At 66.2% G+C, this 25,062-nt stretch carries 19 protein-coding genes; 1 reads left to right on the top strand and 18 read right to left on the bottom strand.

The window, feature by feature from the left end; genetic code table 11:
* Positions 1–18: 18 nt before the first annotated feature.
* From B2R83_RS11715 to B2R83_RS11640, 16 genes are all read right to left on the bottom strand, one after another.
* Positions 19–1,515, bottom strand: a complete 1,497-nt coding sequence (locus B2R83_RS11715; RefSeq protein WP_292041373.1) for a UdgX family uracil-DNA binding protein — start codon at positions 1,513–1,515, stop codon at positions 19–21.
* Positions 1,512–2,741, bottom strand: a complete 1,230-nt coding sequence (locus tag B2R83_RS11710; protein ID WP_292041348.1) for a putative DNA modification/repair radical SAM protein — start codon at positions 2,739–2,741, stop codon at positions 1,512–1,514. The genes B2R83_RS11715 and B2R83_RS11710 overlap by 4 nt, the downstream gene beginning before the upstream one ends.
* A 157-nt stretch (positions 2,742–2,898) precedes the next feature.
* Complete coding sequence (locus B2R83_RS11705) at positions 2,899–5,658, bottom strand: M16 family metallopeptidase (protein WP_292041347.1); 2,760 nt, start codon at positions 5,656–5,658, stop codon at positions 2,899–2,901.
* 114 nt (positions 5,659–5,772) lie between these two features.
* Positions 5,773–7,317 (bottom strand): SEL1-like repeat protein, encoded by a 1,545-nt coding sequence (locus tag B2R83_RS11700; RefSeq protein WP_292041345.1) that lies wholly within the window; start codon positions 7,315–7,317, stop codon positions 5,773–5,775.
* A gap of 9 nt (positions 7,318–7,326) precedes the next feature.
* Positions 7,327–9,528 carry a putative bifunctional diguanylate cyclase/phosphodiesterase gene (locus B2R83_RS11695; protein WP_414674401.1) on the bottom strand — a complete coding sequence of 734 codons (2,202 nt, stop codon included), beginning with the start codon at positions 9,526–9,528 and terminating at the stop codon, positions 7,327–7,329.
* A 25-nt stretch (positions 9,529–9,553) separates the two neighbouring features.
* The gene (locus B2R83_RS11690; RefSeq protein WP_292041341.1) at positions 9,554–11,725 is read right to left on the bottom strand and encodes an HDOD domain-containing protein; all 2,172 of its coding nucleotides are present in this window, start codon (positions 11,723–11,725) and stop codon (positions 9,554–9,556) included.
* Between the two features lie 306 nt (positions 11,726–12,031).
* A complete protein-coding gene (locus B2R83_RS11685) occupies positions 12,032–13,321 on the bottom strand; it encodes a multidrug effflux MFS transporter (RefSeq protein ID WP_292041338.1) in 1,290 nt (429 codons plus the stop codon).
* 6 nt (positions 13,322–13,327) lie between these two features.
* Positions 13,328–14,533: a THUMP domain-containing class I SAM-dependent RNA methyltransferase gene (locus tag B2R83_RS11680; protein WP_414674400.1), complete on the bottom strand. Its 1,206-nt coding sequence runs from the start codon at positions 14,531–14,533 to the stop codon at positions 13,328–13,330.
* A 200-nt stretch (positions 14,534–14,733) separates the two neighbouring features.
* Entirely contained in the window at positions 14,734–15,147 is a 414-nt protein-coding gene (locus tag B2R83_RS11675; RefSeq protein ID WP_292041336.1) for a CopD family protein, read from the bottom strand.
* Positions 15,148–15,170: 23 nt separating this feature from the next.
* Positions 15,171–16,436: a glutamate-5-semialdehyde dehydrogenase gene (locus B2R83_RS11670; protein WP_292041334.1), complete on the bottom strand. Its 1,266-nt coding sequence runs from the start codon at positions 16,434–16,436 to the stop codon at positions 15,171–15,173.
* Between the two features lie 49 nt (positions 16,437–16,485).
* Entirely contained in the window at positions 16,486–17,499 is a 1,014-nt protein-coding gene (gene holA / locus B2R83_RS11665) for a DNA polymerase III subunit delta (protein WP_292041332.1), read from the bottom strand.
* A gap of 17 nt (positions 17,500–17,516) precedes the next feature.
* Entirely contained in the window at positions 17,517–18,023 is a 507-nt protein-coding gene (gene lptE, locus B2R83_RS11660) for an LPS assembly lipoprotein LptE (RefSeq protein ID WP_209587123.1), read from the bottom strand.
* A 4-nt stretch (positions 18,024–18,027) separates the two neighbouring features.
* Positions 18,028–20,670: a leucine--tRNA ligase gene (gene leuS, locus B2R83_RS11655; RefSeq protein WP_292041328.1), complete on the bottom strand. Its 2,643-nt coding sequence runs from the start codon at positions 20,668–20,670 to the stop codon at positions 18,028–18,030.
* Between the two features lie 257 nt (positions 20,671–20,927).
* Positions 20,928–21,254 (bottom strand): barstar family protein, encoded by a 327-nt coding sequence (locus tag B2R83_RS11650; RefSeq protein WP_292041325.1) that lies wholly within the window; start codon positions 21,252–21,254, stop codon positions 20,928–20,930.
* Positions 21,255–21,256: 2 nt separating this feature from the next.
* On the bottom strand, positions 21,257–22,069 hold the full coding sequence (gene dapB, locus B2R83_RS11645; protein WP_292041323.1) for a 4-hydroxy-tetrahydrodipicolinate reductase: 813 nt from the start codon (positions 22,067–22,069) through the stop codon (positions 21,257–21,259).
* Positions 22,066–22,677, bottom strand: a complete 612-nt coding sequence (locus B2R83_RS11640; protein ID WP_229413128.1) for an outer membrane protein assembly factor BamE — start codon at positions 22,675–22,677, stop codon at positions 22,066–22,068. The genes dapB and B2R83_RS11640 overlap by 4 nt, the downstream gene beginning before the upstream one ends.
* 78 nt (positions 22,678–22,755) lie before the next feature.
* Between B2R83_RS11640 and fur the strand changes: the two genes are divergently transcribed.
* The gene (gene fur / locus B2R83_RS11635) at positions 22,756–23,184 is read left to right on the top strand and encodes a ferric iron uptake transcriptional regulator (protein ID WP_027866534.1); all 429 of its coding nucleotides are present in this window, start codon (positions 22,756–22,758) and stop codon (positions 23,182–23,184) included.
* A 104-nt stretch (positions 23,185–23,288) separates the two neighbouring features.
* Here the strand turns inward: fur and hrcA are convergent, their stop codons facing one another.
* Positions 23,289–24,299 carry a heat-inducible transcriptional repressor HrcA gene (gene hrcA / locus B2R83_RS11630; RefSeq protein WP_209587120.1) on the bottom strand — a complete coding sequence of 337 codons (1,011 nt, stop codon included), beginning with the start codon at positions 24,297–24,299 and terminating at the stop codon, positions 23,289–23,291.
* A 38-nt stretch (positions 24,300–24,337) separates the two neighbouring features.
* Entirely contained in the window at positions 24,338–25,048 is a 711-nt protein-coding gene (locus tag B2R83_RS11625; protein WP_292041317.1) for an HAD family hydrolase, read from the bottom strand.
* Positions 25,049–25,062: the final 14 nt, after the last annotated feature.

The raw sequence follows: 25,062 nt of genomic DNA, 5'->3' as shown, positions 1-25,062 counted from the left end.
TCGGTAAATCCGATAGATTTACTCGGGCTCCGGCAGGTCGGGCCGCTCGAGCAGTTCCTGCGCCAGCTTCAGGCCCTTGACCATGACCGAAAAGGCTTCGTGCTTGGACGCTTCGTCCGGCACCCGCAGCACGTACGAGGGGTGGTAGATGGTCACCAGCCAGCAGCCGTCGATGCGGACCGGCTTGCCGAGGAAGTCCTTCAGCGCCACCGTGCCCTTGCGCATCACGGACTTGAGCGCGGTCGCGCCCATGGCCACGATCACCTTTGGCTTGACGGCCGCCAGCTCCTTCTCCAGCCAGTAGTGGCAGGCCTCGATCTCGCGCTGGACCGGGGTCTTGTGCAGGCGGCGCTTGCCACGCGGCTCCCACTTGAAGTGCTTGACGGCGTTGGTGAGGTAGATGGCCTTGCGATCGACTTCGGCCTGGGCGAACACCTGGTCGAGGAGTTTACCGGCCGGGCCGACGAAGGGCTTGCCGGCCAGGTCTTCCTGGTCGCCCGGCTGCTCGCCAACGATCATGATGGGCGAGCGTTTTGAACCTTCGCCGCCGACCGCCTGGGTGGCGTACTGCCACAGCTCGCAGCGCCGGCACTCGTCGAGTTTCGACGGCTGCTCGCGGTCCGGCTGCGCTGCCTCTGCGGAGATCGGGATGGTGGCGCCGCTGCGCCGTCCGACCGCCTGCACCTGCCCGATCTTGCGCGCCCCGAGTTCGGCCTGGCTCACCAGCGAAGGCACGATTGCGCCTTCCGGCAGGTTCTTCCAGAAGCGCGAGGGGATGTGGCTCTGCATCAGCTGGGCGTTGACGCGCGCCGGGTTGAAGATGCTGCGGTAATAGGTGAGCCAGAGCGCCTCGCCGGCGTCATCCAGCTCGGCGGCGCTCGACATGAGGGGCCCGGTATTGTGCAGGGTGTGGCCGTCCCACAGCACGCTGGCCTCGGGCGTGGCGATCATCCAGCTGACCTTGCCCATGCGGGCCACGAAGTGTTCGGCCACCTGGGGCAGCACGTCGTGGCGCGGCTCGAACCAGGCGACGAAGCGCGGGTCGCCGGCATCGAGCGGACGCTCGCGGAATCGGATGTAGGCATGCATGTCGTGCTCCTCGCGGCGCACCGCCTTGACCATGCCGTGCAGGCGGCTGCCGTCCGGATCGGCGGGCGACTGCACATCGTGCTCGCCATGCGTCCAGCGCCACAGCACGCGGTACAGGAAAGCCCAGCGGTCAGGGGCGCGGAAGCACGCGGCTTTCTGCAGCATCTCCAGCAGCGATCGGGGCACGCGTGCGGCCGGCGGTCCTGGCGATTGCGCTTCTTGCAATCGGGTGCCGCCATTATCGATCGGCCCGGGCGCGGCCGGCGCACCCGAGAACAGGTCGCCGCCGTCAAGCGTGCCCCAGCTGGCCGCTTCGGGCGGCACGCCGGCCTTGAGCAGCGCGCGCGCCGCGTCGCGCCATTCGGCGAAGCTGTTCACCGCCAGCGGCTGGCCGCCCGTTCCAGCGCTGGCGGCGGCGTCCTTCATGCCGCCTGCAGTTCCGGCCACAGGTTCATCTGCTCGGGCGCGTCGGCCAGGTGGCGCCGGAGGAGGTGGGAACTGGCCGCGCCTTGAACCGGCTTGTAGTCGGCCGTGACGATGAAAGGAGCCAGCTTCTTCATGCTGCAGCGCAGGCGCGACAGGTCCTCCCAGCGGATGCGGCGGATGCGGCGCAACTCCACGATGCGCTTGGCGTTGCGGATGCCGATGCCGGGCACGCGCGCGATCATGGTCTCGTCGGCGCGGTTCAGGTCCATCGGAAAATGCTCGCGGTTGGCGAGCGCCCAGCCCAGCTTGGGGTCGACGTCGAGCGCCAGGTTGCCGGATTGGGGCATCAGTTCGCCCGCGGTGAAGCCGTAGCCGCGCAGCAGGAAGTCGGCCTGGTACAGGCGGTGCTCGCGCAGCAGCGGCGGGGGCGCTAGCGGCACGCTCTTGGGGCTTTGCGGGATCGGGCTGAAGGCCGAGTAGTACACGCGCTTGAGTTTATAACTGCCATACAGCGTTTCGGCGGTGTTCAGGATGGTGTGGTCGTCGCTGGCGTCGGCGCCGACGATCATTTGCGTGCTCTGCCCGGCCGGCGCGAAGTTCGGCGCCTTCGGTTCTTCCGCCTTCTCGTCGAGCTTGCGGCGGATCGAGCCCATCGCCAGCTTGATGGTGTGGACGTTCTTTTCCGGCGCCAGGCGGGTCACGCTGTCGTGGGTCGGCAGCTCGATGTTGACCGACAGGCGGTCCGCCCAGCGCCCCGCCTCTTCGATGAGGAGCGGGTCGGCGTCGGGAATGGTCTTGAGGTGGATGTAGCCGCGGAACTTGTGCACTTCGCGCAGCTGGCGCGCCACCGCCACCAACTGCTCCATGGTGTAGTCGGCCGACTGAATGATGCCCGAACTCAGGAACAGGCCGTCGATGTAGTTGCGGACGTAGAAATCATGGGTGAGCTTGACCACCTCTTCGACCGAGAAGCGCGCGCGCGGCACGTTGGAGCTGCGGCGGTTGATGCAGTACTGGCAGTCGTAGATGCAGAAATTGGTGAGCAGGATCTTGAGCAGCGAGACGCAGCGGCCGTCCGGGGTGTAGCTGTGGCAGATGCCCATGCCGGTGGTGGCGCCGAAGCCGTCCTTGTCCTCGGACGAACGCTTCGGCGCGCCACTGCTGGCGCAGGACGCGTCGTATTTCGCGGCGTCGGCCAGGATTTCCAGTTTGTCGTTGAGTTCCATCGCACGCATTGAACTGTATGGGCATACAGTATACTATCGCGCGCGTATGCACAGGCGAGCCGGGTCAACTGTGCACGCCGATTGGCGGTTCAAAGCTGGGACGAGACGAAAAAAAGCCCGGTCACGGGACCGGGCTTTCCACTAAAGCAAGCTCACATCAACGAATCGGCTTGCCGTCCGCATCGACCACGCTCACCTCGCCCCAACCGAGCGAGCGCACGCCCGCCTCGATCTTGCGCAGGTCGCCGATCACCATCCACACCGCCTCATCCGGCTTGATGAACTTCGACGATGCGCTTGCGAGCTGCTCCGGCTTGAGCGCGCGCACGTTCGACGCGTACTTGGTCCAGTAGTCGTCCGCCAGGCCCAGGTTGACGGCGTCCAGCCCTGCCGCTTCCAGCGCGGCGAGGGTGGAGAAGCGGCCCGGCAGGCGCGACGTCATGTTGCGCATGATGCTCTCGTACTCGGTACCCACCAGCGGACGCTCGCCGGCCACGCCGCGCAGTTCCTTGGCTACCTCCCGCATCGCCTCGACCGTCTTGTCGGTCTGCACCGGCGCGATGATGTAGAACGGACGCTGGCCGCGCACGTCCGGCAGGCGGGCCTGGGTGCCGTAGCTCCAGTGCTTGTCCAGGCGCAGGTTGCGGTTCAGGCGCGAGGTCGCGATGCCGCCGAAGTTGGTCATCACCGGCTCCATCGCCAGGTCTTCCGGCTGGCCGTTGGCCTGCGAGACGTGGGTCGCGACGATGGTCGACTGCGGCGCGTCCGGCTTGTCCACCAGGATCAGGCGCTTGCCCCGGGTCGCCGGCACGGTGGCCATCTGCTTGGCCGGGGCGCTGCCCTGCTGCCACTTGCCGAAGCTCGCTTCCAGCGCCGGCAGCAGCTTGTCCATGGTGGTGTCGCCGGCGACGATGATGGTGGCGCTGCCCGGCTTGAACCAGGTGCCGTGCCATGCCATCAGGTCGTCGCGGCTCAGGCTTTGCACGCTGCCTTCGAAACCGGAGGCCGGCTTGCCGTAGGCATGCTCGGCTCCGTACAGCAGCGACGGGATCAGGCGCAGGGCCAGGCTGTTCGGCTGGGCCTTTTCCTGGCCGATGGCGGCGATGCGGCGGCTCTTCGACAGCGCGAACTGGTCTTGCGGGAAGCTCGGGCTCAGCGCGGCTTCAGCCATCAGGGCCAGCGAAGGCGTCAGGTTGGCGCTGGTCGCCTGCAGGCGCACCAGCGACTGGTCCTGGGAGGTGCCGGTGCTCAGGCGCGCGCCCAGGTTTTCCAGCGCGTCCGACAGCGCGAAGGCGTCACGCGATTTCGTGCCCTTGTCCAGCAGGTCCAGCGCCAGCGAAGCGGCGCCGGCCTTGGCCGCGGTGTCGGAAGCCGCGCCGGCATCGACCGCCAGCGAGACGTTGACGATCGGGGCGGTATGACGCTCGAGCAGCACGACATTCAGGCCGTTCTTCAGCTGGGCGCGCTGCAGCGCCGGGAACTTGACGTCCGGCGCGTCGCCCAGCGCGGGCAGCTGCTTGCGGTCCAGGGTCGACTTGGTGGCGGCCAGCTTGGCCGAAGGGCGCACCGTCATGGTGTAGTGGTTGGCGCGCAGCCAGCGGTTGGCGGCAGTCTTGACGTCCGCCGGGGTGCTGGTGGCGAACAGCTCGAGGCGGTCGAGGTAGGCGTCCGGCTTGCCGCCGTAGGTCTGGCTTTCGGCCAGCACGTCGTTGCGGCCGCCCATGCCGCCCACGCGCTCCAGGCTGCGTGCGAAATCGGCCAGGTCGCGGGTCTTCACGCGCTTGAGTTCCGCTTCGGTCGGGCCCTTGTCGAGCAGCTCGGCCACCACGCGCTCCATCTCGCGCTCGACCTCGAGCGGATCGACGCCCGGCTTGACGGTGACCGACAGGTTGAAGGTGCCGCCCAGCTCCGCGTCGTTCACATAGGCCGACACGCCGGTGGCCATGCCCTTCTCGTACACCAGGCGCTTGTCCAGGCGCGCATTCTTCGAGCCGGCCAGCACGCCGGCCAGCAGGTTCAGGCGCTGGGTGTCGGCATCCTTCCACGAAGAGGTATGCCAGCTGCGGTAGATGCGCACCTGCGGCACGTGGTCTTCCATCTCGTCGCGGATGTTGCGGTCCAGCTGGGGGATCCATTTCTCGGTGCGCGGCAGCGGCGGGCCCGGCGGGATCGCGCCGAAGTACTTGTTTACCAGCTCATAGGCGCGTTCCGGCGTGATGTCGCCGGCCAGCGAGATCACCGCGTTGTTCGGGCCGTAGTAGGTGCGGTACCACTCCTTGATGTCCTCCAGCGAGGCGGCCTGCAGGTCTTCCATGTAGCCGATGGTCGACCACGAGTAGGGATGCGAGTACGGGTACATCTTGGCCGAGATTTCCATGCGCACGCGGCCATACGGCTGGTTCTCGCCCTGGCGCTTCTCGTTCTGCACCACGCCGCGCTCGCGCTCCAGCATCGCCTGCGAGATGTAGTTGCCCAGGAAGCCCATGCGGTCCGATTCCAGGAACAGGGTGCGTTCCAGCGCCGACACCGGCACGTCTTCGAAGAAGTTGGTGCGGTCGACGTTGGTGGTGCCGTTGCGGTTGTTCGCGCCGAGGTCGTCCATCGCCTCGCGGAAGCCGTGCGGGTAGTTCTCGGAACCGTTAAAGAAGAAGTGCTCGAACAGGTGGGCAAAGCCGGTCTTGCCGCGCTTCTCGTTGCGCGAACCGACGTGGTACCACATGTTCACGCCGACCACCGGCACGCTGTGGTCGGTGTGGACCAGCAGGGTCAGGCCGTTGGGCAGCACGAATTTCTTGTGGTCGATGCTGTAGGCCTTGCGGTCGAAGACGGTTTGCTTCGTGGCGGGTGCGGCGGCGTGGGAAGGCAGGGCTGCTGCGGCTGCGAGACCGAGCAGGAGGGGCAGTGCGAGTTTTTTCATGGCGTCTCGTGGACAGTTGTTGTATGTATGCGTCCCGTCCGTTCGGCGTCGGTTGGACGCGGGGTCGGCACAGCCGACCACCCTACAGGAAACGCCGGGCTTGCGCCAGAGGGCTCAGGCGTAGCCTTGCGCCTGCGCCAGCAGCTGCGGCTCCATGCGCGCCGCGATCTTCTTCAGGTAGCCTGACGCGGCGGCCACGCCCGCCCCGCCCGCGCGCTGCAGCCAGGCGTAGGCCTCGACCAGGTCGCGCTGCACGCCCTGCCCTGCCGAATACATCACGCCGAGGTTGAACTGGGCGCGCGCATGCCCCTGGCGCGCCGCGCACAGGTACCAGAAATGCGCCGCCTCGTAGTCGCGCTCGACGCCCTTGCCGCAGTCGTGGCGCAGGCCCAGCTCGAATTGCGCCAGCGCGTGGCCCTGGTCGGCGGCCTTGTGGAACCAGTCGGTCGCCTCGCTTGGATCGGCATGCTCGGCGCGGTCCAGCAGCACGCCCACCATGTACTGCGCCGGCGCGTAGTCCTGGTTCGCCGCGCGCCGGTACCACTCCAGCGCCTGCGCCTCGTCGCGCGCCACGCCCACCCCGCCCTCGTAGCGCAGGCCGAGGTCGAACTGGGCGCGCAGGTGGCCCTGTTCTGCCGCCTTGCGGTACCAGTGGGCCGCCTGGGCGGGATCCTGCGGCACGCCGCTGCCGGCGTCGAACAGCTGGCCGAGGTGGTACTGGGCCGAGGGCATGCCCTGCTCGGCGGCCTGGCGGTACCAGTGGGCAGCCTGGCTTGGGTCGGGCTCGACGCCCTGCCCGTGCTCGTAGCGCACGCCGAGGTTGTCCTGGGCGCCCGCATGGCCCTGGCTTGCCGCGCGGCGGTACCAGTGCAGCGCCAGCGCTTCGTCGCGCGGCACGCCGTGCCCGCTGTCGTAGATGAGGGCCAGATTGAACTGGGAGCTGGCGTGACCCTGTTCGGCGGCGCGGCCGTACCACAGGATCGCCAGCGCGCTGTCCTGCTCGAGGTCCTGCCCCTTGTCGTAGCGCAGGCCGAGGTTGAACTGGGCCGGCGCGTAGCCCTGCTCTGCGGCCTTGCGGAACCAGTCGACCGACTGCGCCCCGCTGGAGCGCAGCGCGAGGCTGAACTGCGAGCGCGCATAGCCCTGTTCCGCGGCGCGGCGGTACCACTCGGTGGCGGCATCCTGGTCCTGGGGCACGCCCTTGCCGGTCTCGTACATCATGCCGAGGTTGTGCTGCGCGCCCGGTTCGCCCTGGCCGGCGGCCTGGCTGAACCAGTGCAGGGCCTGCTGCACGTCGCTCGGCACGCCCTGGCCTTTCGCATACAGCCAGCCCAGGTTGTACTGCGCCGGCGCATAACCCTGTTCGGCGGCGCGGCGGTACCAGTAGGCGGCCTGGCCGTAGTCCTGGCCGACGCCCTGGCCCTTCTGGTACATCACGCCGAGGTTGTACTGCGCCAGCTCGAGGTCGGCGCTGGCCGCCATGCGGTACCAGGCCACCGCCAGTTCGTAGTTCTGGGGCACCCCCTGGCCGCTCGCGTACATGAAGCCCAGGCTGTGCTGGGCGCTCGGCACGCCGCGCTCGGCCATGCCCTTCACGCGCAGGAATTCCGCGGTGTGGCGACCTTCGATGTCGCCAGGCTGGGCAGGGATGTCGAGCATGGCGTCCGCTTACGCCTGCACTGCCCGCAGGCCGAACAGCGTCGGCTGGGTGCGCAGCGACTTGATGAATTCGCCCAGCGGGATCGGGCGGTAGTACAGGTAGCCCTGCATCGTCATGCAGCCGTTGGCGCGCAGGTAGCGTGCCTGCTCCTCGGTCTCCACGCCTTCCGCGATCAGGTTCAGGCCCAGGCCGCGCGCGATCGAGATGATCGCCAGGATCACCGGATAATGGCCGCCCTCTTCGTGGATCTCCTTGACGAAGGACTGGTCGATCTTGACGGTGTGGATCGGGAAGCGGTGCAGGTAGGACAGCGACGAGTAACCGGTGCCGAAATCGTCGATGGCGATCGACACGCCGAGCTGGCACAGTTTATTCAGCTGTTCGATCGCGTACTGCGGGTTGCGGATGCAGATGTTCTCGGTGATCTCGACTTCGATCTGGCCCGGCGCGATCCCGTAGCGCACCAGCGCGTTGCGCATCTTCTCGAAGAAGTCGCCGCGGTCGAGGTATTGCGGCGACAGGTTGAGCGACAGGCGCACGTGGTCGGTGCCCGAGGCATTCCACTGCAGCATGTCGCGACACAGCGCGCCGATCATCCAGTCCGAGATCGGCAGCATCAGGCCGTTCTCTTCCGCAAACGGCAGGAACTCGCCGGCCGACAGCACGCCGCGGGTCGGGTGGTTCCAGCGCATCAGCGCCTCGGCGCCGACGATGCGGCCGGTGAGCGCGTCGATCTGCGGCTGGTAGTACATCTCCAGCTCGTCCTGCTCGAGCGCGCGGCGCAGCGCCTGCTCGAGGGCGATCTTCTGGTGCGAGATGTCCAGCATCGAGGTGTGGTAGAAGCTGTGGCCGTTCTTGCCCTGGGCCTTGACCTGGTACATGGCGATGTCGGCATGACGCAGCAGCTCGTCGATCGATTCGCCGTCGGTCGGGTAGATGGCGATGCCGATCGATGCCGAGATGTGCACTTCGTGGCCGTCCAGGTCGAACGGCTCCTGCAGGACCTCGAGGAACTTGTCGGCGACCATGCGCGCGTCGTCGCGGTCGCGCAGCTCCGGCAGCACGATGGTGAATTCGTCGCCGCCCTGGCGCGCCAGCGTGTCGCCCTTGCGCAGGCAACTCTTCAGGCGGGTGGCGGCCTGCTGCAGCAGCTCGTCGCCCTTCACGTGGCCGAGGGTGTCGTTGACCAGCTTGAAGCGATCGAGGTCGATGAACATCACCGCCAGCTCGGTCTTCTTGCGCTTGGCCTGGATCACGGCCAGTCCGAGGCGATCCTTGAACAGGATGCGGTTCGGCAGGTCGGTCAGGATGTCGTGGTAGGCCTGGTAGGAGATGACTTCTTCGGCGCGCTTGCGGTCGGTGATGTCGCGCGCCACGCCGTAGGTGCCGAAGAACTCGAGCTTCTTCACTTCCTGGTCGGGCACGTGCATGCCGATCGCGTTCAGCGAAATCGTCATCAGGGTGTTATTGAAGGTGCGCTCGTGGCCGTTGCCGTTGCCGCTCCTGCACTTCAGGCGCAGCTCGACGTTGCGCGAGGCGCGCTCGTCGACACGGCGCTCGTTGAAGACGTAGCGCGCGCGTTCCAGGTCTTCCTCATGCACCAGCACCGAATAGTGCTTGCCGAGCAGCTCGTCGCGCGAGTAACCCAGCAGCTGGTAGGCGCGGTCGTTCACGAAGGTGAAGCGGCCTTCGTGGTTCAGCGTGTAGATGATGTCCGGCGAGGAGTCGACCAGGTAGCGGTACATCTTCTCGGAGGCGTCCAGCTGGGTGGCCATGCGCTGGTTCTCGAGCGCCAGGCGGCGGCCCTTGAGGGCGTTGGCGACCGTGGCCAGCAGTTCTTCGCGCGCGTAGGGCTTGCGCAGGTAGTCGTAGGCGCCGCGCTTGAGCGCGCCGATCGCCGCATCGATGCCGACTTCGCCGCTCATCACGATCACGTCGGCGTCGATGCCCTTCTGGTTGATGAAGTCCATGATCTCGTGGCCGCCGATGTCGGGCAGGCGCAGGTCGAGCAGGACCAGGTCGAAGCGCAGGCGCGACAAATGGGCCAGGGCTTCGGTGCCCGAGGACGCGGTGGTGAGCTGGTAGCCGCGGCCCTTCAGCAGCTCGTACAGCGAGGACAGCAGGCGCGGCTCGTCGTCGACCAGCAGCAGGCGTGGCTGGCTGTCGGTCTCGAGCGTTGGGGAATACGGGGCCGGTTCGCCGGAAAACATGGCGTTGTGCGCGTTGATCATGATGTTATGCGGAGCCGATCGCGCGGGCCGGCAGCGCCACGGCGTTACCAAGACTGGTGCCGGTGGCGGCGGCGCCGGACCACGCCGGCAGGAGGATTTCGAATGCGGTGCCGTTGCGGCCGCTGCGGCAGCCGATGTGGCCGCCCAGCTTCTTGACCAGGCTGTGCACGATGGACAGGCCGAGGCCATGGTGGGCGCCGTCCTTGGTGCTCTTCACCGGCGAGAACAAATGGGCCAGCACGTCGCGCGACAGGCCGGGGCCGTTGTCGCTGACGACCAGTTCCAGGTAGAGCTGGCGCTCGCGGTTCACATGGCCGCGGTTGACGATCTCCACGCGCCCGCCGCCCGTGCCGAGGGCCTCGATGGCGTTCTTCACCAGGTTCACCAGGATCTGCTTGAGCACGTCGGCGTCGCCCTCGATGCGGGTCGCTTCCTCGTGCATGGTGACGACGATGTCGACCGTGGCCGGAACGAAGCCGGTGCTGCGGAACAGGCGCTGCACCTCGTCCACCACCTTGGCGACGTCGGTCGGGCGCGGGCCGGTATCGACCGGCTTGAGCTCGGCCAGGCTGCCGACCAGCTGGCCGACGCGGTCGATCTCTTCGTTCAGGATCGACATCTCGGTGTTCACCGGCTCCTGGCGCGCCAGCTTGCTGTCGAGGACACTCAGGTAGTTCTTGATGATCGACAGCGGGTTGTTCACTTCGTGCACCACGCGGCGCGAGGCCTCGCGGTATTCCTCGGCCACGTGGGCCAGCTGGCGCCTTGCATGGCCGCGCTCGAGCAGCATGTTCTCCAGCGCGGTGGCGGCCTGCGCCCCGAAGGACTGCATGAAGCGCTCGCGCCGCTGGCAATACGGGACCTGCCAGGCCGCGATGCCGCCGATCAGCACGCCCAGGCAGCGCGCGCCGGCGACCAGCGGCACGCACACCAGGCTGTCGGTGCCGAGCATGCGCAGCAGCTGTTCCTCGGCCAGGCCGAGGCTGTCGCCGTCGCGCCCGATGAAGGCCGGACGGCGCTCCAGCGCGCTCTTGGCGATGGCGCCGCCTTTCGCGAGCGGCACGGCGAATTCGGCGATGCGCTGGCTGCCCTGGGTCGGCGCACCGACCAGGGCGTGGCCGGTCGGGTTCTCCAGCAGGACCACGGCATTGCCGAAGTCGAACAGGATGCGCGCCGAGCGCGTCATCGCTTCCAGCAGGCCGGATTCTCCCTGCTGGCGCGCGAAGCTCTGGCCCACTTCCGAGACCAGCACCATGTTGCGCACTTCTTCGGACAGGCGCTGCTGCACCGGATCCAGGCTTGGTGGCGCATAGGCCGGCGGCGCCGGGACGTCGTCGGCGCCTTCCAGGTCGATGCCCAGGTGGGCGGCGGCCTTCTCGACCTGGCGCGCGGCGCCGGCCAGCATCTGGCCGGCCTGTTCGTCGTCGATGCCGCACAGGGCCGCGGCGTCGCGCACCATGACTTCGTCGCCGGCATGGCTGGACAGCACGTGGGCCAGGCGCACGATGCGGATCAAGGGGTGGGCCGACTCCAGGCGCTCGCTCGGCTCGTGGTGGTACAGCACGGCGTCGGCCAGGAAGGAATCGAGCTGCCAGCGTTCGATCAGCCAGGCGCCGGCTTCGGCGTGGGTGATCTGCAGGGTGCGCTGCTCGACCGCGCACAGGTCCTCGTCGTCGCGCGCGCTGAAGTTGAAGGCGTATTCCTTGGGCGCGGTGGCCAGGAGGGCCAGGCGGCCGACATTGTGCAGCAGGCCGGCCAGGTAGGCCTCTTCCAGGTGCGGGTACTCGACGGCGCGTGCGATGTCCTTCGCGATGACGGCCGTGCTCAGCGAATTCTTCCAGAAGGCGCGCAGGTCGGTGCTGCCCGAATGCGGGAAATTGTTAAAGGTCTGGAACACCGAGTCGCTGATCACCAGCGTCTTGATCATGTCGGTGCCGAGGGCGACCAGGGACTGCTCGAGGTTGACGTTGCGGTGGTGCCGCTGGTAGGCGGAGCTGTTGGCCACGGCCAGCAATTTGCCGGTCATGCCGGCATCCTTCGAGATCAGGGCGGCCAGCTCCGGCATGCCGAGGTCGTCGGCCTGCAGGTGTTCGATGAGACGCACGAGGATCTGCGGCATGGCCGGCAGACGGGCAATCAGCAGACGATTGCGTATATCCTGATCCGAAGCTTGCATGGTCTCCAACGCGGCCGCGTGTCGAAGGTTGTCCGAGGCAGCCCGGGTAGGGTTGCCACAAAGTCTTTCTTGTTTATGTATTGAACAGAACAATGTTTAAACGTTTGTTCTGGGCACGAAAAACTTATCTTAGCATATAGACATTTCTGATCGGGAACAATACTTTCTGTAAAAAGTGTTGTCGAGATGTCGCTCTAAAGTGAGAGGCGCAAGAAAGCTATTTCGGCATCAATGGAAGATTATTTCACATATGCATGCATATATGAAATTTTATTTCACGACAATGATCGGGTTCACTGAACCCGATCACGGCATCGGGTGCCCGTCGCGGATTTTCTGGCGCCGGTAGTGGCGCGCAGTGGCCCACAGGCCGATCGACAGCAGCGTGAAGCCGGCCTGGCCGAGCGCCAGCGACAGCACCGAATGCGACAGCATCGGCGAAATCACGCCCGCCACGATCGCCCCCGCCAGGGTGGTCATGAAGGACTGGCACGAGGCCACGGTGCCGCGGATGTGCGGGAACATATCAAGTGCCATCAGGGTGGCGCCCGGCGCGATGATCGAGCTGCCGAAGGTGAAGAAGAACATGTGCGCCACGCTCCAGGGCAGCGAGGGCGGCAGGAAGCTGTGGTAGGTCACGTTGAAGGCGACCGCGCCCAGCATGAAGAAGAAGCCGATACGGATCTGGCGCGCGAAGCCCAGCTTGCCGGCCATGCGGTTGGCCGCCAGCGCGCCCAGGAAGATGCCGCTCACGGTCGGCACGAACAGCCAGGCAAACTGCGACGGGCCCAGGCCGAGGTGCTCGGGCAGCATCACCGGCGCCGACGCGATGTACAGGAACAGGCCGGCGAAGTTCAGCGCCACCACGCCCGACTTCATGTGGAACAGGAAGGAGCTGAAGATGGCGCCGTAGCTCTGGGCCAGGAAGCGCGGATTGAAGGGCTGGCGCTTTTCCTTCGGCACGGTCTCGGGCAGGTGCTTCCAGCAGAACCAGCCCAGGATGACGGTATAGGCGCACAGCGCCAGGAAGATCGCGCGCCAATCGGCCAGGGTCACGATCCAGCCGCCCAGCACCGGCGCGATGGCCGGTGCGATCGAGAAGATCATGGTCACCATCGACAGCAGGCGCGCCGCCTCGGCATCCGAATACAGGTCGCGGATGATGGCGCGCCCCACCACCACGCCCGCCCCCGCCGACACGCCCTGCATGATGCGGAACACCCACAGGTAGTGCACCGAACTGGCCGCCGCGCAGCCGAAGGTGCCGATCGCGAACACGACCAGCGCGAACAGGACCACGTTGCGCCGCCCGAAGGCATCCGACAGCGCGCCGTGCCACAGCACCATGCCGGCGAAGGCCAGCATGTAGGCGGTGAGCGTCTGCTGCACTTCCAGCGCCGAGGCGTTCAGCTCGGCGCGGATCTGCGGGAAGGCCGGCAGGTAGGCGTCGATCGAGAACGGCCCCAGCATCGACATCGCCGCCAGCAGCGTGGCCAGGCCGCCGGCGCTGAGCATGGCGATCTTGTGGGGCGCGGGCAGCGGAACCGGCGTGACCGGATCCTTGGGCAAGTCGTCGGGTTCGGTCGGCGGCAGCATGGAGGCTTATTGCTCCTGTTTCGGTTTGGCTTCCTCGCGGCGGTTGAAACCCGCCACCATGTCGAAGCGGAACAGGCGGCATTCGAGCGCGCCGTTGAAGAACGGGGTCTTGCGCGATTCCTTCAGGCGCAGCAGCTTGGGCAGCCCGAGGTCCGCCGTGAACAGGAAGGCGGTCCAGCCGGCGAAACGCTGCTTCAGCGTGGTGCCGAGCGCGGAGTAGAAGGAGACCGCCATCTCGTCCTGCGGCACCGTGGAATCGCCGCGCACGCCGATCCGCTCGCCATACGGCGGGTTGGTCAGCAGGATGCCTGGCTCGCTTGTGGGCGGCGACACGTGCTGGGCTTCGATCTGCTTGAGCGGCACGTCGAACAGGATGCCGGCGATCTTCAGGTTATGGCGCGTCATCGCGACCATGTCGCCCGAGATGTCGGAACCGAAGATGGTCGGCTCGGCAGGCAAGAGGTTCGGCTTGATCTCGGCCTTCAATGCTGCCCAGGCCTCGCGGTCGAAGTCGGCGAATTTTTCAAACGCGAAGCGGCGGCGCGCGCCCGGCGGAATGCCCTGCACCATCTGGGCCGCTTCGACCAGGATGGTGCCGGAGCCACACATCGGGTCGAACAGCGGGATGCCTGGCTTCCAGCCGGCCACGCGCAGCATGCCGGCGGCCAGGTTCTCGCGCAGCGGCGCGTCGCCGGTCTCTTCGCGCCAGCCGCGCTTGAACAGCGCTTCGCCCGAGGTGTCGAGGTAGATGATGAAGTTGCGCTGGTCGAGGAAGCCGACGATGCGCATGTCCGGCTCGCGGGTGTTCACCGAGGGACGCTTGTTGAACTGGTCGCGGAAGCGGTCGCAGACGGCGTCCTTGATCTTCAGCGTGGTGAACTCGAGGCTCTTCAGCGGGGATTTCACCGCGGTGACGTCGACGCGGATGGTGTGGTTGACGCCGAACCAGTCTTCCCAGGGCTGCTCGAGCACCAGGTCGTAGATGTCGTTCTCGTTGTTGTAGCTGCGCTGCCCCATGCGCATCAGGACGCGCGAGGCGATGCGCGAGTGCAGGTTGATGCGGTAGGCATCCACCAGCGAACCGGAGCAGTGCACGCCGCCAGGCACCTGGTTGTGCACCCGCATGGTGGTGCTGTGCTGGGCGATTTCACCCAGTTCTTCGGCAAGTGCCGCTTCCATGCCGCGCGGGCATGGGCAAAAATATGAGGCCATGAGGGGTACCCTTTGTCCGTTAATAAAACTTGAAACGTGTTAGCAGTATCAGTACTGCTAACCTTGAGACCGTCGCAATCTAATTGCACCGTTAGCCTGAAGACCGTCGTTCCGGCGAAGGCCGGAACCCACTGACGTTCGTGGCGGACCCGCGAACTTGGATCCCGGCCTTCGCCGGGATGACGTTCCAGAGCTAACTCTTAGAACGGTTTGACGACTACCAAAATCACAATCGCCAGCAGCAACAGCACCGGCACTTCATTGAAGTAGCGATACCATGTGTGGCTGCGCACATTCGTCCCGCGCTCGAATTTCTTGAGCAGCGAGCCGCAGGCGTGATGGTAGCCGATCGTCAGGATCACGAGCGCCAGTTTCGCATGCAGCCAGCCGCCCCGGATGCCGTAGCCCAGCCACAGCCAGATGCCCAGCACCAGGGCCGGCACCATCAGGATCGTGGTGAAGCGGTACAGCCGGCGCCCCATGCCCAACAGGCGCTCGAGCGCCGCCGGATTGGTTTCCTGGGCCAGGTTCACGAAGATGCGCGGCAGGTAGAACAGCCCGGCGAACCAGGAGGCGATGAAAACGATGTGCAGGGCCTTGATCCAGAGGTACATGCGATTCCTTGTTGTCGTTCTTGTCAGCTACGCACTTCGCCGTGCCCGAACACGACGTACTTGAGCGAGGTGAGCCCCTCCAGCCCCACCGGTCCGCGCGCATGCAGCTTGTCGTTCGAAATGCCGATCTCCGCGCCCAGGCCGTATTCGAAGCCGTCCGCGAAACGGGTCGAGGCGTTCACCATCACCGAGGCCGAATCCACCTCGCGCAGGAAGCGCAGCGCGGCGCTGTAGTCTTCGGTGATGATCGATTCGGTGTGCTTCGACGACCAGGTGTTGATGTGGTCAATCGCGCCGTCCAGCCCTTCCACCACGCGGATCGACAGGATCGGCGCCAGGTATTCGGTGCTCCAGTCCTGCTCGGTCGCATGCGCCAGCCAGGGGTAGCCCGTCAGGATCGCATGCGCTTCCGCGTCGGCGCGCAGCTCGACCTCTTTCGTCTTGTACAGCTCCGCCAGCTGCGGCAGCACGACGGGTGCGACCGAACGTGACACCAAGAGGGTTTCCATCGTGTTGCAGGTGCCGTAGCGGTGGCACTTGGCGTTGAAGGCGACCGGCAGCGCCTTGGCGATGTCGGCCTTGTCGTCGATGTAGACGTGGCAGATGCCGTCCAGGTGCTTGATCATCGGGACGGTCGACTCTTCGATCAGGCGCGCGATCAGGCCCTTGCCGCCGCGCGGGACGATCACGTCCACGTACTGCGACATCGTGATCAAGGCGCCGACGGCGGCGCGGTCGACCGTGTCGACCACCTGCACCGCGTCCAGCGGCAGGCCGGCGCCCTGCAGGCCCTCCGACACCAGCTTGGCCAGCGCGCGGTTGCAGTGGATGGCTTCCGAGCCGCCGCGCAGGATCGCCGCGTTGCCGCTCTTGATGCACAGGCCGGCCGCATCCACCGTCACGTTCGGGCGCGCCTCGTAGATGATGCCGATGACGCCCAGCGGCACGCGCATCTGGCCGACCTGGATGCCGCTCGGGCGCGACTTCATGTTGGTAATTTCGCCGACCGGGTCGGGCAGCGTGAGGATCTGGCGCAGGCCCTCGACCATGGTCTTGATGGCGCCCTCGGTCAGCGCCAGGCGGTCGAGCAGGGCCGGTTCCAGGCCGCCGGCGCGGGCCGCCTCCATGTCTTCCTGGTTCGCCGCGCGCAGCACGGCGGCGTCGCGCTCGATGGCGTCGGCGATCAGGAGCAGCGCGCGGTTGCGGGTGGCGCCGTCGGCACGCGCCATGGCGCGCGAAGCGGCACGGGCCTTGCGGCCCATGGAGTGCATGTGTTCGGTGATGTCCATCGTCGTTCCCTAGCCTAGTTGTAATGAGACGCAGCCGGAACGGATTCGGTTATCGTGCGACCCGCAGCGCCAGCTGCAGCATGGCATCCCACGCATCGCCCGCAAACGCCTTCGCGCGCAGGCCCTTGACCATCCGGTCCACCTGCGCCGCCTCCTGCAGCGCCGCTTCCAGCGTGGCGAGGGACACGCGCCGCAGCGCCGGTTCCATCATGCGCTCGCGCGGACCCCAGATGCGGTATTCCTTCAGCAGCGCGCCCAGCGGGCGGCCCTGCGCCATCCCGGATTTCAATTTTAGCAGCGTGCGGATTTCTTCACTGACGGCCCATAAAACCAGCGGCAGCGCCTCGCCCTCGCCTTTCAGGCCGTCGAGCATGCGCGCCAGGCGCGCCGGGTCGCCCGCCAGCATGGCTTCGGACAGCTTGAACACGTCGTAGCGCGCCACGTTGAGCACGGCGTCGTGCACCTGTTCGAAGCTCAGCTTGCCCGGCTCGTACAGCAGGCCGAGCTTCTGGATTTCCTGGTGCGCCGCCAGCAGGTTGCCCTCGACGCGATCGGCGATGAAGTCCAGGCTCTGGCGCTCGGCACTCTGCCCTTGCGCGGAGAGACGCATGCCGATCCAGCCCGGCAGCTGGGCGCGCTCCACGTTCGGAATCTCGATGTAGACCGCCGCCTGCTGCAGCGCCGCCACCCACGAGGCCTTGGCGGTCTGCCAGTCCAGCTTCGGCAAGGTGATCAGGGTGAGGTTGTCGGGACCGAGGTCCTTGGCATAAGCCTGCAGGGCGGCGCTGCCGTCCTTGCCGGGTTTGCCGCTCGGGATGCGCAGCTCGATCAGCTTCTTGTCGCCGAACAGGGACATGGCCTGGTTCGCGGCCAGCAGTTCGCCCCACTTGAAGTTGCGCTCGACCGTGAGCACGTCGCGCTCGGTAAAGCCTTGCGCGCGGGCGGTCTTGCGAATACGGTCGGCCGCTTCCAGCGCGAGCAGGTGCTCGTCGCTGGTGATCACGTACAAGGGCGCCAGGCCCTTGGCCAGGTGGCCCTCGAGGGCCTCAGGCCGCAGCTGCATGCTTCAGTCTCAACTCGTCAGACAGGTTTGATCGCGGCCAGGCGGCGCAGGATCTGCTGCACCAGGTCGGCCTGCATGTCGCGGTACAGCAGCTGCTCTTCCGATTCCTTGGCCAGCACCTGCGATTCGTCGAAGGCGATGTTGCGGCGCAGGGTGATCTCGGTCGGGCCGAGCAGCTCCTTGTTGTTGGCGTCGCGCACGCGGAACACCAGGGTGTAGCTCAGCGAGTACTCGCGCACCCGGCCCAGGCTGTTCAGCGACAGGATCGACTTGCCGCGCGACTCGGACAGCACGTCGAACAGGGCCTGCGCCTTGGAGGCGTCGGTCTCGACGCGCACGGAGTCGCCCGCGCGCAGGTTGCGCTTGAGCTCCGTGCCCAGCGGCGAGGTCTCGGGGAAGGCCAGGTAGATGCTCTGGAAGGGCATGTTGTACTGGCCGGTCGAGCCGCGCAGCTGGAAGCCGCAACCGGCGACGGTTGCGGCCACCAGGACCGCTGCCAGCGTGCGTACCACGATGGTTTTCATCGATTTACACCACGATGTTGATGAGTTTGCCCGGCACCACGATGACCTTCTTCGGCGTGCCCTCGATGAACTTGCTGACCGATTCCTCGGCCAGCGCAGCCGCTTCGATGCTCGCCTTGTCGGCATCCTTCGGCACCTTGACCGAACCGCGCAGCTTGCCGTTCACCTGGATCATCAGCTCGATCTCCGACTGCTCCAGCGCGGCCGGGTCGACTTGCGGCCACTGCACGTTGAGGATGTCGCCATGGACGGCGGCATAGCCCAGTTCCTGCCACAGACCGTGGGTGATGTGCGGCGCCACCGGGTTCAGCAGGCGCAGGAAGATCGAGAAGCCTTCGGCGATCACCGCATCCGACGCCACACCCTCGGCCAGCTTGGCCGACTCCAGCGTGTTGAGCATCTTCATGCAGGCCGAGACCACGGTGTTGTACTGGATGCGCTTCAGGTCATAGTCGGCCTGCTGCAGCACCTTGTGCACTTCACGGCGCAGGGTCTTCTGGGCGTCGTCCAGCGAACCTTGCTGCTGGCCTTTCAGGGCATTGGCGATGCGCTCGCGCTGCGCGTAGCCGTAGGCCCAGACGCGGCGCAGGAAGCGGCTCGCGCCTTCCACGCCGCTGTTCGACCACTCCAGGGTCTGCTCCGGCGGCGAGGCGAACATGGTGAACAGGCGCGCGGTGTCGGCGCCGTACTGCTCGATCTGCGCCTGCGGGTCGATGCCGTTGTTCTTCGACTTCGACATCTTCTCGGTGCCGCCGATCTGGACCGGCTGGCCATCCGATTTCAGGACGGCGCTCTGCGGGCGGCCCTTGTCGTCGAACGTGAGCTCGACGTCGGCCGGGTTGAACCAGGTCTTCTTGCCGGACTGGTCTTCGCGGTAGTAGGTCTCGTTCAGCACCATGCCCTGGGTCAGCAGGTTCACGAAGGGCTCGTCGAACTTCAGCAGGCCGAAGTCGCGCATCACCTTGGTCCAGAAGCGCGCGTACAGCAGGTGCATGACGGCGTGCTCGATGCCGCCGATGTACTGGTCCATCGGCATCCAGTAGTCGTTGCGCTCGTCGACCATCTTGTCGTTGGAGCCCGGCGAGGTATAGCGCATGTAGTACCAGGACGAATCGATGAAGGTATCCATCGTGTCGGTCTCGCGGCGCGCCAGCTTGCCGCACTTGGGGCAATCGCACTTCAGGAAGGCTTCGTCCTTGTTGAGCGGGTTGCCGGTGCCGTCCGGGACCAGGTGTTCCGGCAGCACGACCGGCAGGTCTGCTTCCGGCACAGGCACCGCGCCGCAGTCGCCGCAGTGGATCATCGGGATCGGGGTGCCCCAGTAGCGCTGGCGCGAGATGCCCCAGTCGCGCAGGCGGAAGGTGACCTTCTTGTCGCCCAGGCCCTGGGCGGCAAGGTCGCCGGCCACCGCGTTGACGGCGGCGATGTAGTCCAGGCCGTCGTACTTGCCCGAGTTGACGGTGCGGCCAGCTTCCTTGTCGCCGTACCATTCCTGCCAGCCGTCCAGCGAGAATTCCTGGCCTTCGACGGCAACCACCTGCTTGATCGGCAGATTGTATTTGGTGGCGAAGCCGAAGTCGCGCTCGTCGTGGCCCGGCACGCCCATCACGGCGCCGTCGCCGTAGGTCATCAGGACGTAGTTGCCGACCCAGACCGGCAGCTGCTCGCCCGTCACCGGGTGGGTCACGGTCAGGCCGGTCGGCATGCCTTTCTTTTCCATCGTCGCCATGTCGGCTTCGATGACGGAACCCAGCTTGCACTCGGCGATGAAGGCCTGCAGTTCCGGGTTGTCTTTTGCTGCGTGCTGGGCCAGCGGGTGCTCGGCCGCCACGGCGCAGAAGGTCACGCCCATGATGGTGTCGGCGCGGGTGGTGAAGACGTACAGCTTGCCCTCGTTGATGAGCTCACCCGATTCGTCCTTGATCTGGTGCGGGAAGGCGAAGCGCACGCCGGTCGACTTGCCGATCCAGTTGGCCTGCATGATGCGCACGCGCTCCGGCCAGCCCGGCAGCTTGTTGTCGACGTAGTCCAGCAGCTCGTCCGCGTACTCGGTGATGCGCACGTAGTACATCGGGATCTCGCGCTTCTCGATCAGCGCGCCCGAGCGCCAGCCGCGGCCGTCCACCACCTGTTCGTTGGCCAGCACGGTCTGGTCCACCGGGTCCCAGTTCACGGTGCCGGTCTTCTGGTAGATGATGCCCTTCTCGAGCATCTTGAGGAACATCCACTGGTTCCACTTGTAGTATTCCGGCTTGCAGGCGGTCATCTCGCGCGACCAGTCGATGGCCAGGCCCATCGATTCCATCTGCCCGCGCATGTGGGCGATGTTCGAATAGGTCCACTCGGCCGGCGGCACGTTGTTCGCCATCGCCGCGTTCTCGGCCGGCATGCCGAAGGCGTCCCAGCCCATCGGCATCAGGACGTTGTAGCCGTTCATCCGCAGGTAGCGGTACATCACGTCATTGATCGTATAGTTGCGCACGTGACCCATGTGCAGCTTGCCCGACGGATAAGGCAGCATCGAGCAGGCGTAATACTTGCCTTTTGGGAAACGTGGGTCGTTCTCGACGGCCTTGTAGGCGTCGATCGACTTCCAGTAGGCCTGGGCGGCCTGTTCGACTTCAGCTGGACTATATTTTTCTTGCATGATTTCTTGCAGACGTGGAGGGTGGAACAGAACATTATACTGTTTCATTTTGCACTGCGGCGAAAGGCGGTGGACCAGGCGTAAGTAGCGCCTGCGGCGATGTCTTTATGACCACAGAATGAAAAACCGTCATTCCCGCGCAGGCGGGAATCCAAGTTCGTCGCACCGCGTTGGCCTACGCATGGGCCACGGCAACGCAAACAAAATTGGATTCCGGCCTTCGCCGGAATGACGGTCTTAAAGCCGTGGGCTAAGGTTTAGCGCAGCACCAGCTCCAGCGCCGGCTTCTCGCCGTAGTCCTCGTAGCGCTCGTTGATGCCGCCCACGCAAAAGGCGATTTCGTCCAGCAGGTCCGGCACGGCCGCCTTCATCCTGTCGGCATCGGCGATGACGATTTCCAGCACCTCATTCGGCTTGAGCCGGAACTTGGTCATGTTTTCCTCGTCGCGCAGGTAGCTCAGGCAGTCGACCCAGGCGTCGATGCTGCCGGCATAGGACTCGGGGAAGCCGAACGCGCGCCGGGATTCAAGATGGAAGGAGGCCTCGTCGACGATGGCCGCGCCGTTCAGTTCCGCGACGGCCATGCTTACCCCTTCAGGCCCAGCACGTCGTCCATGCCGAACAGGCCGTTCGGCTTGCCCGACAGGAAGCGTGCGGCGCGGACGGCGCCATGGGCGTAGGTGACGCGGCTGCTCGACTTGTGGCTGATCTCAATGCGCTCACCGGTGCCGAGGAACATGACGGTATGGTCGCCCACCACGTCGCCGCCGCGCACGGTGGCAAAGCCGATCGTCGACGGGTCGCGCTCGCCGGTCACGCCTTCGCGGCCGTAGACGGCGCATTCCTTCAGGTCGCGACCCAGGGCGTCGGCGATGACTTCGCCCATCTTGAGGGCGGTGCCGCTCGGTGCGTCCACCTTGTGGCGGTGGTGCGCCTCGACGATCTCGATGTCGTAGCCTTCGCTGAAGCTCCTGGCCGCCATTTCCAGCAGCTTGAGGGTGACGTTCACGCCCACGCTCATGTTCGGGGCGAACACGATGCCGACCTTCTCGCCGGCAGCATGGATCGCCGCCTTGCCGGCATCGTCGAAGCCGGTGGTGCCGATCACCAGCTGCACGCCGTTGGCCGCGCAGTATTCCAGGTGGCGCAGCGTGCCTTCGGGACGGGTGAAGTCGATCAGCACGTCGGCGTTCTTCAGTGCGCTGGCGAGGTCGGACTGGATGATCACGCCGGTCAGCTGGCCGGCGAAGGCGCCGGCGTCCATGCCGATCGAGGGCGAACCCGCGACGTCGAGCGCACCTGCCAGCTCGGCGTCCGGCGCGGCCCCGATGGCTTCGACCAGCATGCGGCCCATGCGGCCGCTGGCGCCGGCGACGGCGATTTTCAACTTGGTGGTCATGGCTGCACCACCGGGGCGCCGCCGACCTTGGGCGCTTCCATCGGGCGCGATTCAGGCTTGGCCTTGGTGCTGACCTTGGACGGGCCGGCGATGCGGTCGATGTATTCGCGCTCGGTCGGCAGGTTGCCGCCTTCGAAGCGCTCGACCTTGTCGTCCTTGAAGAAGACGGTGACGCGGCTGGTGGTCAGCTCGCCGTTGCCGCGCGCGAGGTAGAACGGGTAGTCCCAGCGGTCCTGGTGGAAGACGTCGTTCAGCAGCGGGGTACCGAGGAGGAAGCGCACCTGGTCGCGGGTCTGGCCGACCTTCAGCTGGTCCAGCATCTCCTGCGAGACGAAGTTACCCTGCTGGATGTCGGGGCGGTAGGGCGAGAACACCCACATGAACTTCTGCAGCTTGGTGGCCTGGACGGTCTGGGCGCCGGCATTCGCGGCAGCGGCCGACTTCTGTGCGTCCGCGGCGACAGCCGCCGGGTCCGTGCTCACCGGCGGCGCGGGACGCGTCTGGTTGCGCCAGGCGGCGCAGCCGGACAGCATCAGCGTGCATGCGAGGCCGGCCACGACGACTGCCCGGCTTGAGAATCGGTGGAGAACGGCTGGTTTGACGCGCATAGGTAACCTCAAAACGTTTGAGCGGGAGCTCCAAAACGCTATATCATAAAGCACTCCGCCAAACTACGAGCAACAAACATGAGTAACAACCCCACCGACCTGAAGGCCAGCGGCCTGAAGGCAACGCTGCCACGCCTGAAAATCCTGGAAATCTTCCAGAACAGCTCCGTTCGGCACCTGACGGCGGAAGATGTCTACAAAATCCTCCTCGCCGACAACATGGACGTGGGCCTGGCCACCGTGTACCGCGTGCTGACCCAGTTCGAACAGGCCGGCCTGCTGAACCGCAACCACTTCGAGACCGGCAAGGCCATCTACGAGCTGAATGCCGGTTCGCACCACGACCACCTCGTCTGCCTCGACTGCGGCCACGTGGAAGAGTTCTACGACGAAGAAATCGAAGCGCGCCAGCACAAGATCGCGGTGGAACGCGGCTTCAAGATCGCCGAGCACTCGCTGGCGATCTACGGCAATTGCGTGAAGCCGGCCTGCCCGCACCGCCACTGATTCAGGTAGGGGTGTAAAAAGCGGCCAGGGCAAGGCGCCGAGTCGAAGACAGTACGGGTAGTACGGCGAGACGAGGCAACGCAGCCATGGCCGCTTTTTACACCCTACGACTGGCTCAGGGCGTTCGACAGCAGCTTGGCCGTGATGTCGACAATCGGAATCACGCGCTCGTAGGCCATGCGCGTCGGCCCGATCACTCCCAGGGTGCCGACGATGCGTCCATTGACCTCGTAGGGCGCCGTCACCACGCTCATCTCGTCCATCGGCACCAGCTTGGATTCGCCGCCGATGAAGATCTGCACTCCGCCGGCCTTGCTCGACACCTCGAGCAGCTGCATCAGGCCGGTCTTCTGCTCGAACATCTCGAACATCTGGCGCAGGGACGACATGTTGGACGACAGGTCCGACACCGACAGCAGGTTGCGTTCGCCCGCGATCACCATGTCGTCGCCCTCGGCCATCGCCTCGCTGCCCGCCTCCACCGCCACCTGCATCAGCTTGCCCATGTCGTCGCGCAGCTGGCGCAGCTCGCCGCTCAGGCGCGCGCGCACCTGGTCGAAGGTGAGGCCCGCATAGTTCTGGTTCAGGTAATTGGCCGACTGGGTCAGCTGGCCCGGCGTGTAGTCGACGTCGGTGTGCAAGAGGCGGTTCTGGACGTCGCCGCGCGGATCGACGATGACCAGCAGGATGCGCTTTTCGGACAGGCGCAGGAATTCGATCTGCTGGAACACCGACTCGCGCCGCGGGCTTTGCACCACGCCGGCGAACTGCGACAGCGAGGACAGCATCTGGGCCGCGTTGGCGATGATCTTCTGGGGCTGCTGGCTCGGGAGACGCATGTGCTGGGCAGCCTGCTCGTCGATGTGCTGCACGGTGAGCAGGGTGTCGACGAACAGCCGGTAGCCGCGCGGGGTCGGGATGCGGCCGGCCGAGGTGTGCGGACTGGCGACGTAGCCCATTTCCTCGAGGTCGGCCATGATGTTGCGGATCGTGGCCGGCGACAGGTCGAGGCCGGAAATCTTCGACAGCGCACGCGAACCGACAGGCTGGCCGTCGGCGATGTAGCGCTCGACGAGGGCTTTGAGCAGGGTCTGGGCGCGGGGTTCGAGTTGCATGCTCTTATTATGCACGCGATAGCGGGCGGGGCGCCAGTTCAGGCGTGCTCGCGCTTGAGCCAGTCCAGCAGCCCGTCCAGGCTGCTCGTTTCCAGGTCGGGGCGGACCTGCTCCGGCATGTCGTTGACCTTGCCGATCCGGTTCATCCACACGGCGCGCAGCCCGGCGCGCTGGGCGCCCTGGACGTCCAGCAGCAGGTCGTCGCCCACGTACACCGCCTCCTGCGGCGCCACGTCCAGCAGACGGCAGGCCTCCAGGAAGATCCGCGGGTCCGGCTTGGCGACGCCGAAGCCGGGGGCGGCGACCGAGGCATCGAAATGGCGCGCCAGGCCGATCGTCTGCAGGTCGGCATTGCCGTTGGTGACCGAGCCGATCCGCACCCTGCCCTTCAGGCGCAGCAGGCCGGGCAGCACGTCGTCGTAGGGAATCACCGCATTGCGTGCCGCGAAGAATTCGGTCATCGCCAGTTCCACCTTGCCCGCATCCTCGCCGGCCTGCTCGAAGGCGGCGATCAGGCCGGCCCGGCGCAGGGCGCCCAGGTCGAGCTGGAATTCGGGCTGGCGCGCCAGCAGCTCGAGCCGGGCCTGGCGCAGCGTCTCGATGGTGAACTGCTGCGCCACCCGCGGCGCATGCTGGCGCAGCCAGGCGAACAGGATCTGCTCGGCCTCCAGGATCACCGGGGCGATCGGCCACAGGGTGTCGTCGAGGTCGAACAATACGGCTTTGGGCCAGGCGCGGCGCTGGATCATGGTGTGCTTGCTTG

It is taken from the genome of Massilia sp. UBA6681, assembly GCF_002454935.1.
Classification (GTDB): Bacteria; Pseudomonadota; Gammaproteobacteria; order Burkholderiales; family Burkholderiaceae_D; genus Telluria; species Telluria varians.
The sequence above is the reverse complement of the archived record's forward strand: the minus strand, read 5'-3'. Positions and strand labels throughout refer to the sequence as shown.

What these genes read in the sequence shown, in the direction of transcription:
- B2R83_RS11700 (WP_292041345.1), bottom strand. Translation starts at nt 7,317, where the DNA reads ATGCTCGACATCCCTGCCCAGCCTGGCGACATCGAAGGTCGCCACACC.
- B2R83_RS11675 (WP_292041336.1), bottom strand. Translation starts at nt 15,147, where the DNA reads ATGTACCTCTGGATCAAGGCCCTGCACATCGTTTTCATCGCCTCCTGG.
- B2R83_RS11695 (WP_414674401.1), bottom strand. Translation starts at nt 9,528, where the DNA reads ATGTTTTCCGGCGAACCGGCCCCGTATTCCCCAACGCTCGAGACCGAC.
- leuS (WP_292041328.1), bottom strand. Translation starts at nt 20,670, where the DNA reads ATGCAAGAAAAATATAGTCCAGCTGAAGTCGAACAGGCCGCCCAGGCC.
- B2R83_RS11710 (WP_292041348.1), bottom strand. Translation starts at nt 2,741, where the DNA reads ATGGAACTCAACGACAAACTGGAAATCCTGGCCGACGCCGCGAAATAC.
- fur (WP_027866534.1), top strand. Translation starts at nt 22,756, where the DNA reads ATGAGTAACAACCCCACCGACCTGAAGGCCAGCGGCCTGAAGGCAACG.
- dapB (WP_292041323.1), bottom strand. Translation starts at nt 22,069, where the DNA reads ATGACCACCAAGTTGAAAATCGCCGTCGCCGGCGCCAGCGGCCGCATG.
- B2R83_RS11705 (WP_292041347.1), bottom strand. Translation starts at nt 5,658, where the DNA reads ATGAAAAAACTCGCACTGCCCCTCCTGCTCGGTCTCGCAGCCGCAGCA.
- B2R83_RS11685 (WP_292041338.1), bottom strand. Translation starts at nt 13,321, where the DNA reads ATGCTGCCGCCGACCGAACCCGACGACTTGCCCAAGGATCCGGTCACG.
- B2R83_RS11625 (WP_292041317.1), bottom strand. Translation starts at nt 25,048, where the DNA reads ATGATCCAGCGCCGCGCCTGGCCCAAAGCCGTATTGTTCGACCTCGAC.
- holA (WP_292041332.1), bottom strand. Translation starts at nt 17,499, where the DNA reads ATGCAGCTGCGGCCTGAGGCCCTCGAGGGCCACCTGGCCAAGGGCCTG.
- lptE (WP_209587123.1), bottom strand. Translation starts at nt 18,023, where the DNA reads ATGAAAACCATCGTGGTACGCACGCTGGCAGCGGTCCTGGTGGCCGCA.
- hrcA (WP_209587120.1), bottom strand. Translation starts at nt 24,299, where the DNA reads ATGCAACTCGAACCCCGCGCCCAGACCCTGCTCAAAGCCCTCGTCGAG.
- B2R83_RS11640 (WP_229413128.1), bottom strand. Translation starts at nt 22,677, where the DNA reads ATGCGCGTCAAACCAGCCGTTCTCCACCGATTCTCAAGCCGGGCAGTC.
- B2R83_RS11650 (WP_292041325.1), bottom strand. Translation starts at nt 21,254, where the DNA reads ATGGCCGTCGCGGAACTGAACGGCGCGGCCATCGTCGACGAGGCCTCC.
- B2R83_RS11715 (WP_292041373.1), bottom strand. Translation starts at nt 1,515, where the DNA reads ATGAAGGACGCCGCCGCCAGCGCTGGAACGGGCGGCCAGCCGCTGGCG.
- B2R83_RS11690 (WP_292041341.1), bottom strand. Translation starts at nt 11,725, where the DNA reads ATGCAAGCTTCGGATCAGGATATACGCAATCGTCTGCTGATTGCCCGT.
- B2R83_RS11670 (WP_292041334.1), bottom strand. Translation starts at nt 16,436, where the DNA reads ATGGACATCACCGAACACATGCACTCCATGGGCCGCAAGGCCCGTGCC.
- B2R83_RS11680 (WP_414674400.1), bottom strand. Translation starts at nt 14,533, where the DNA reads ATGGCCTCATATTTTTGCCCATGCCCGCGCGGCATGGAAGCGGCACTT.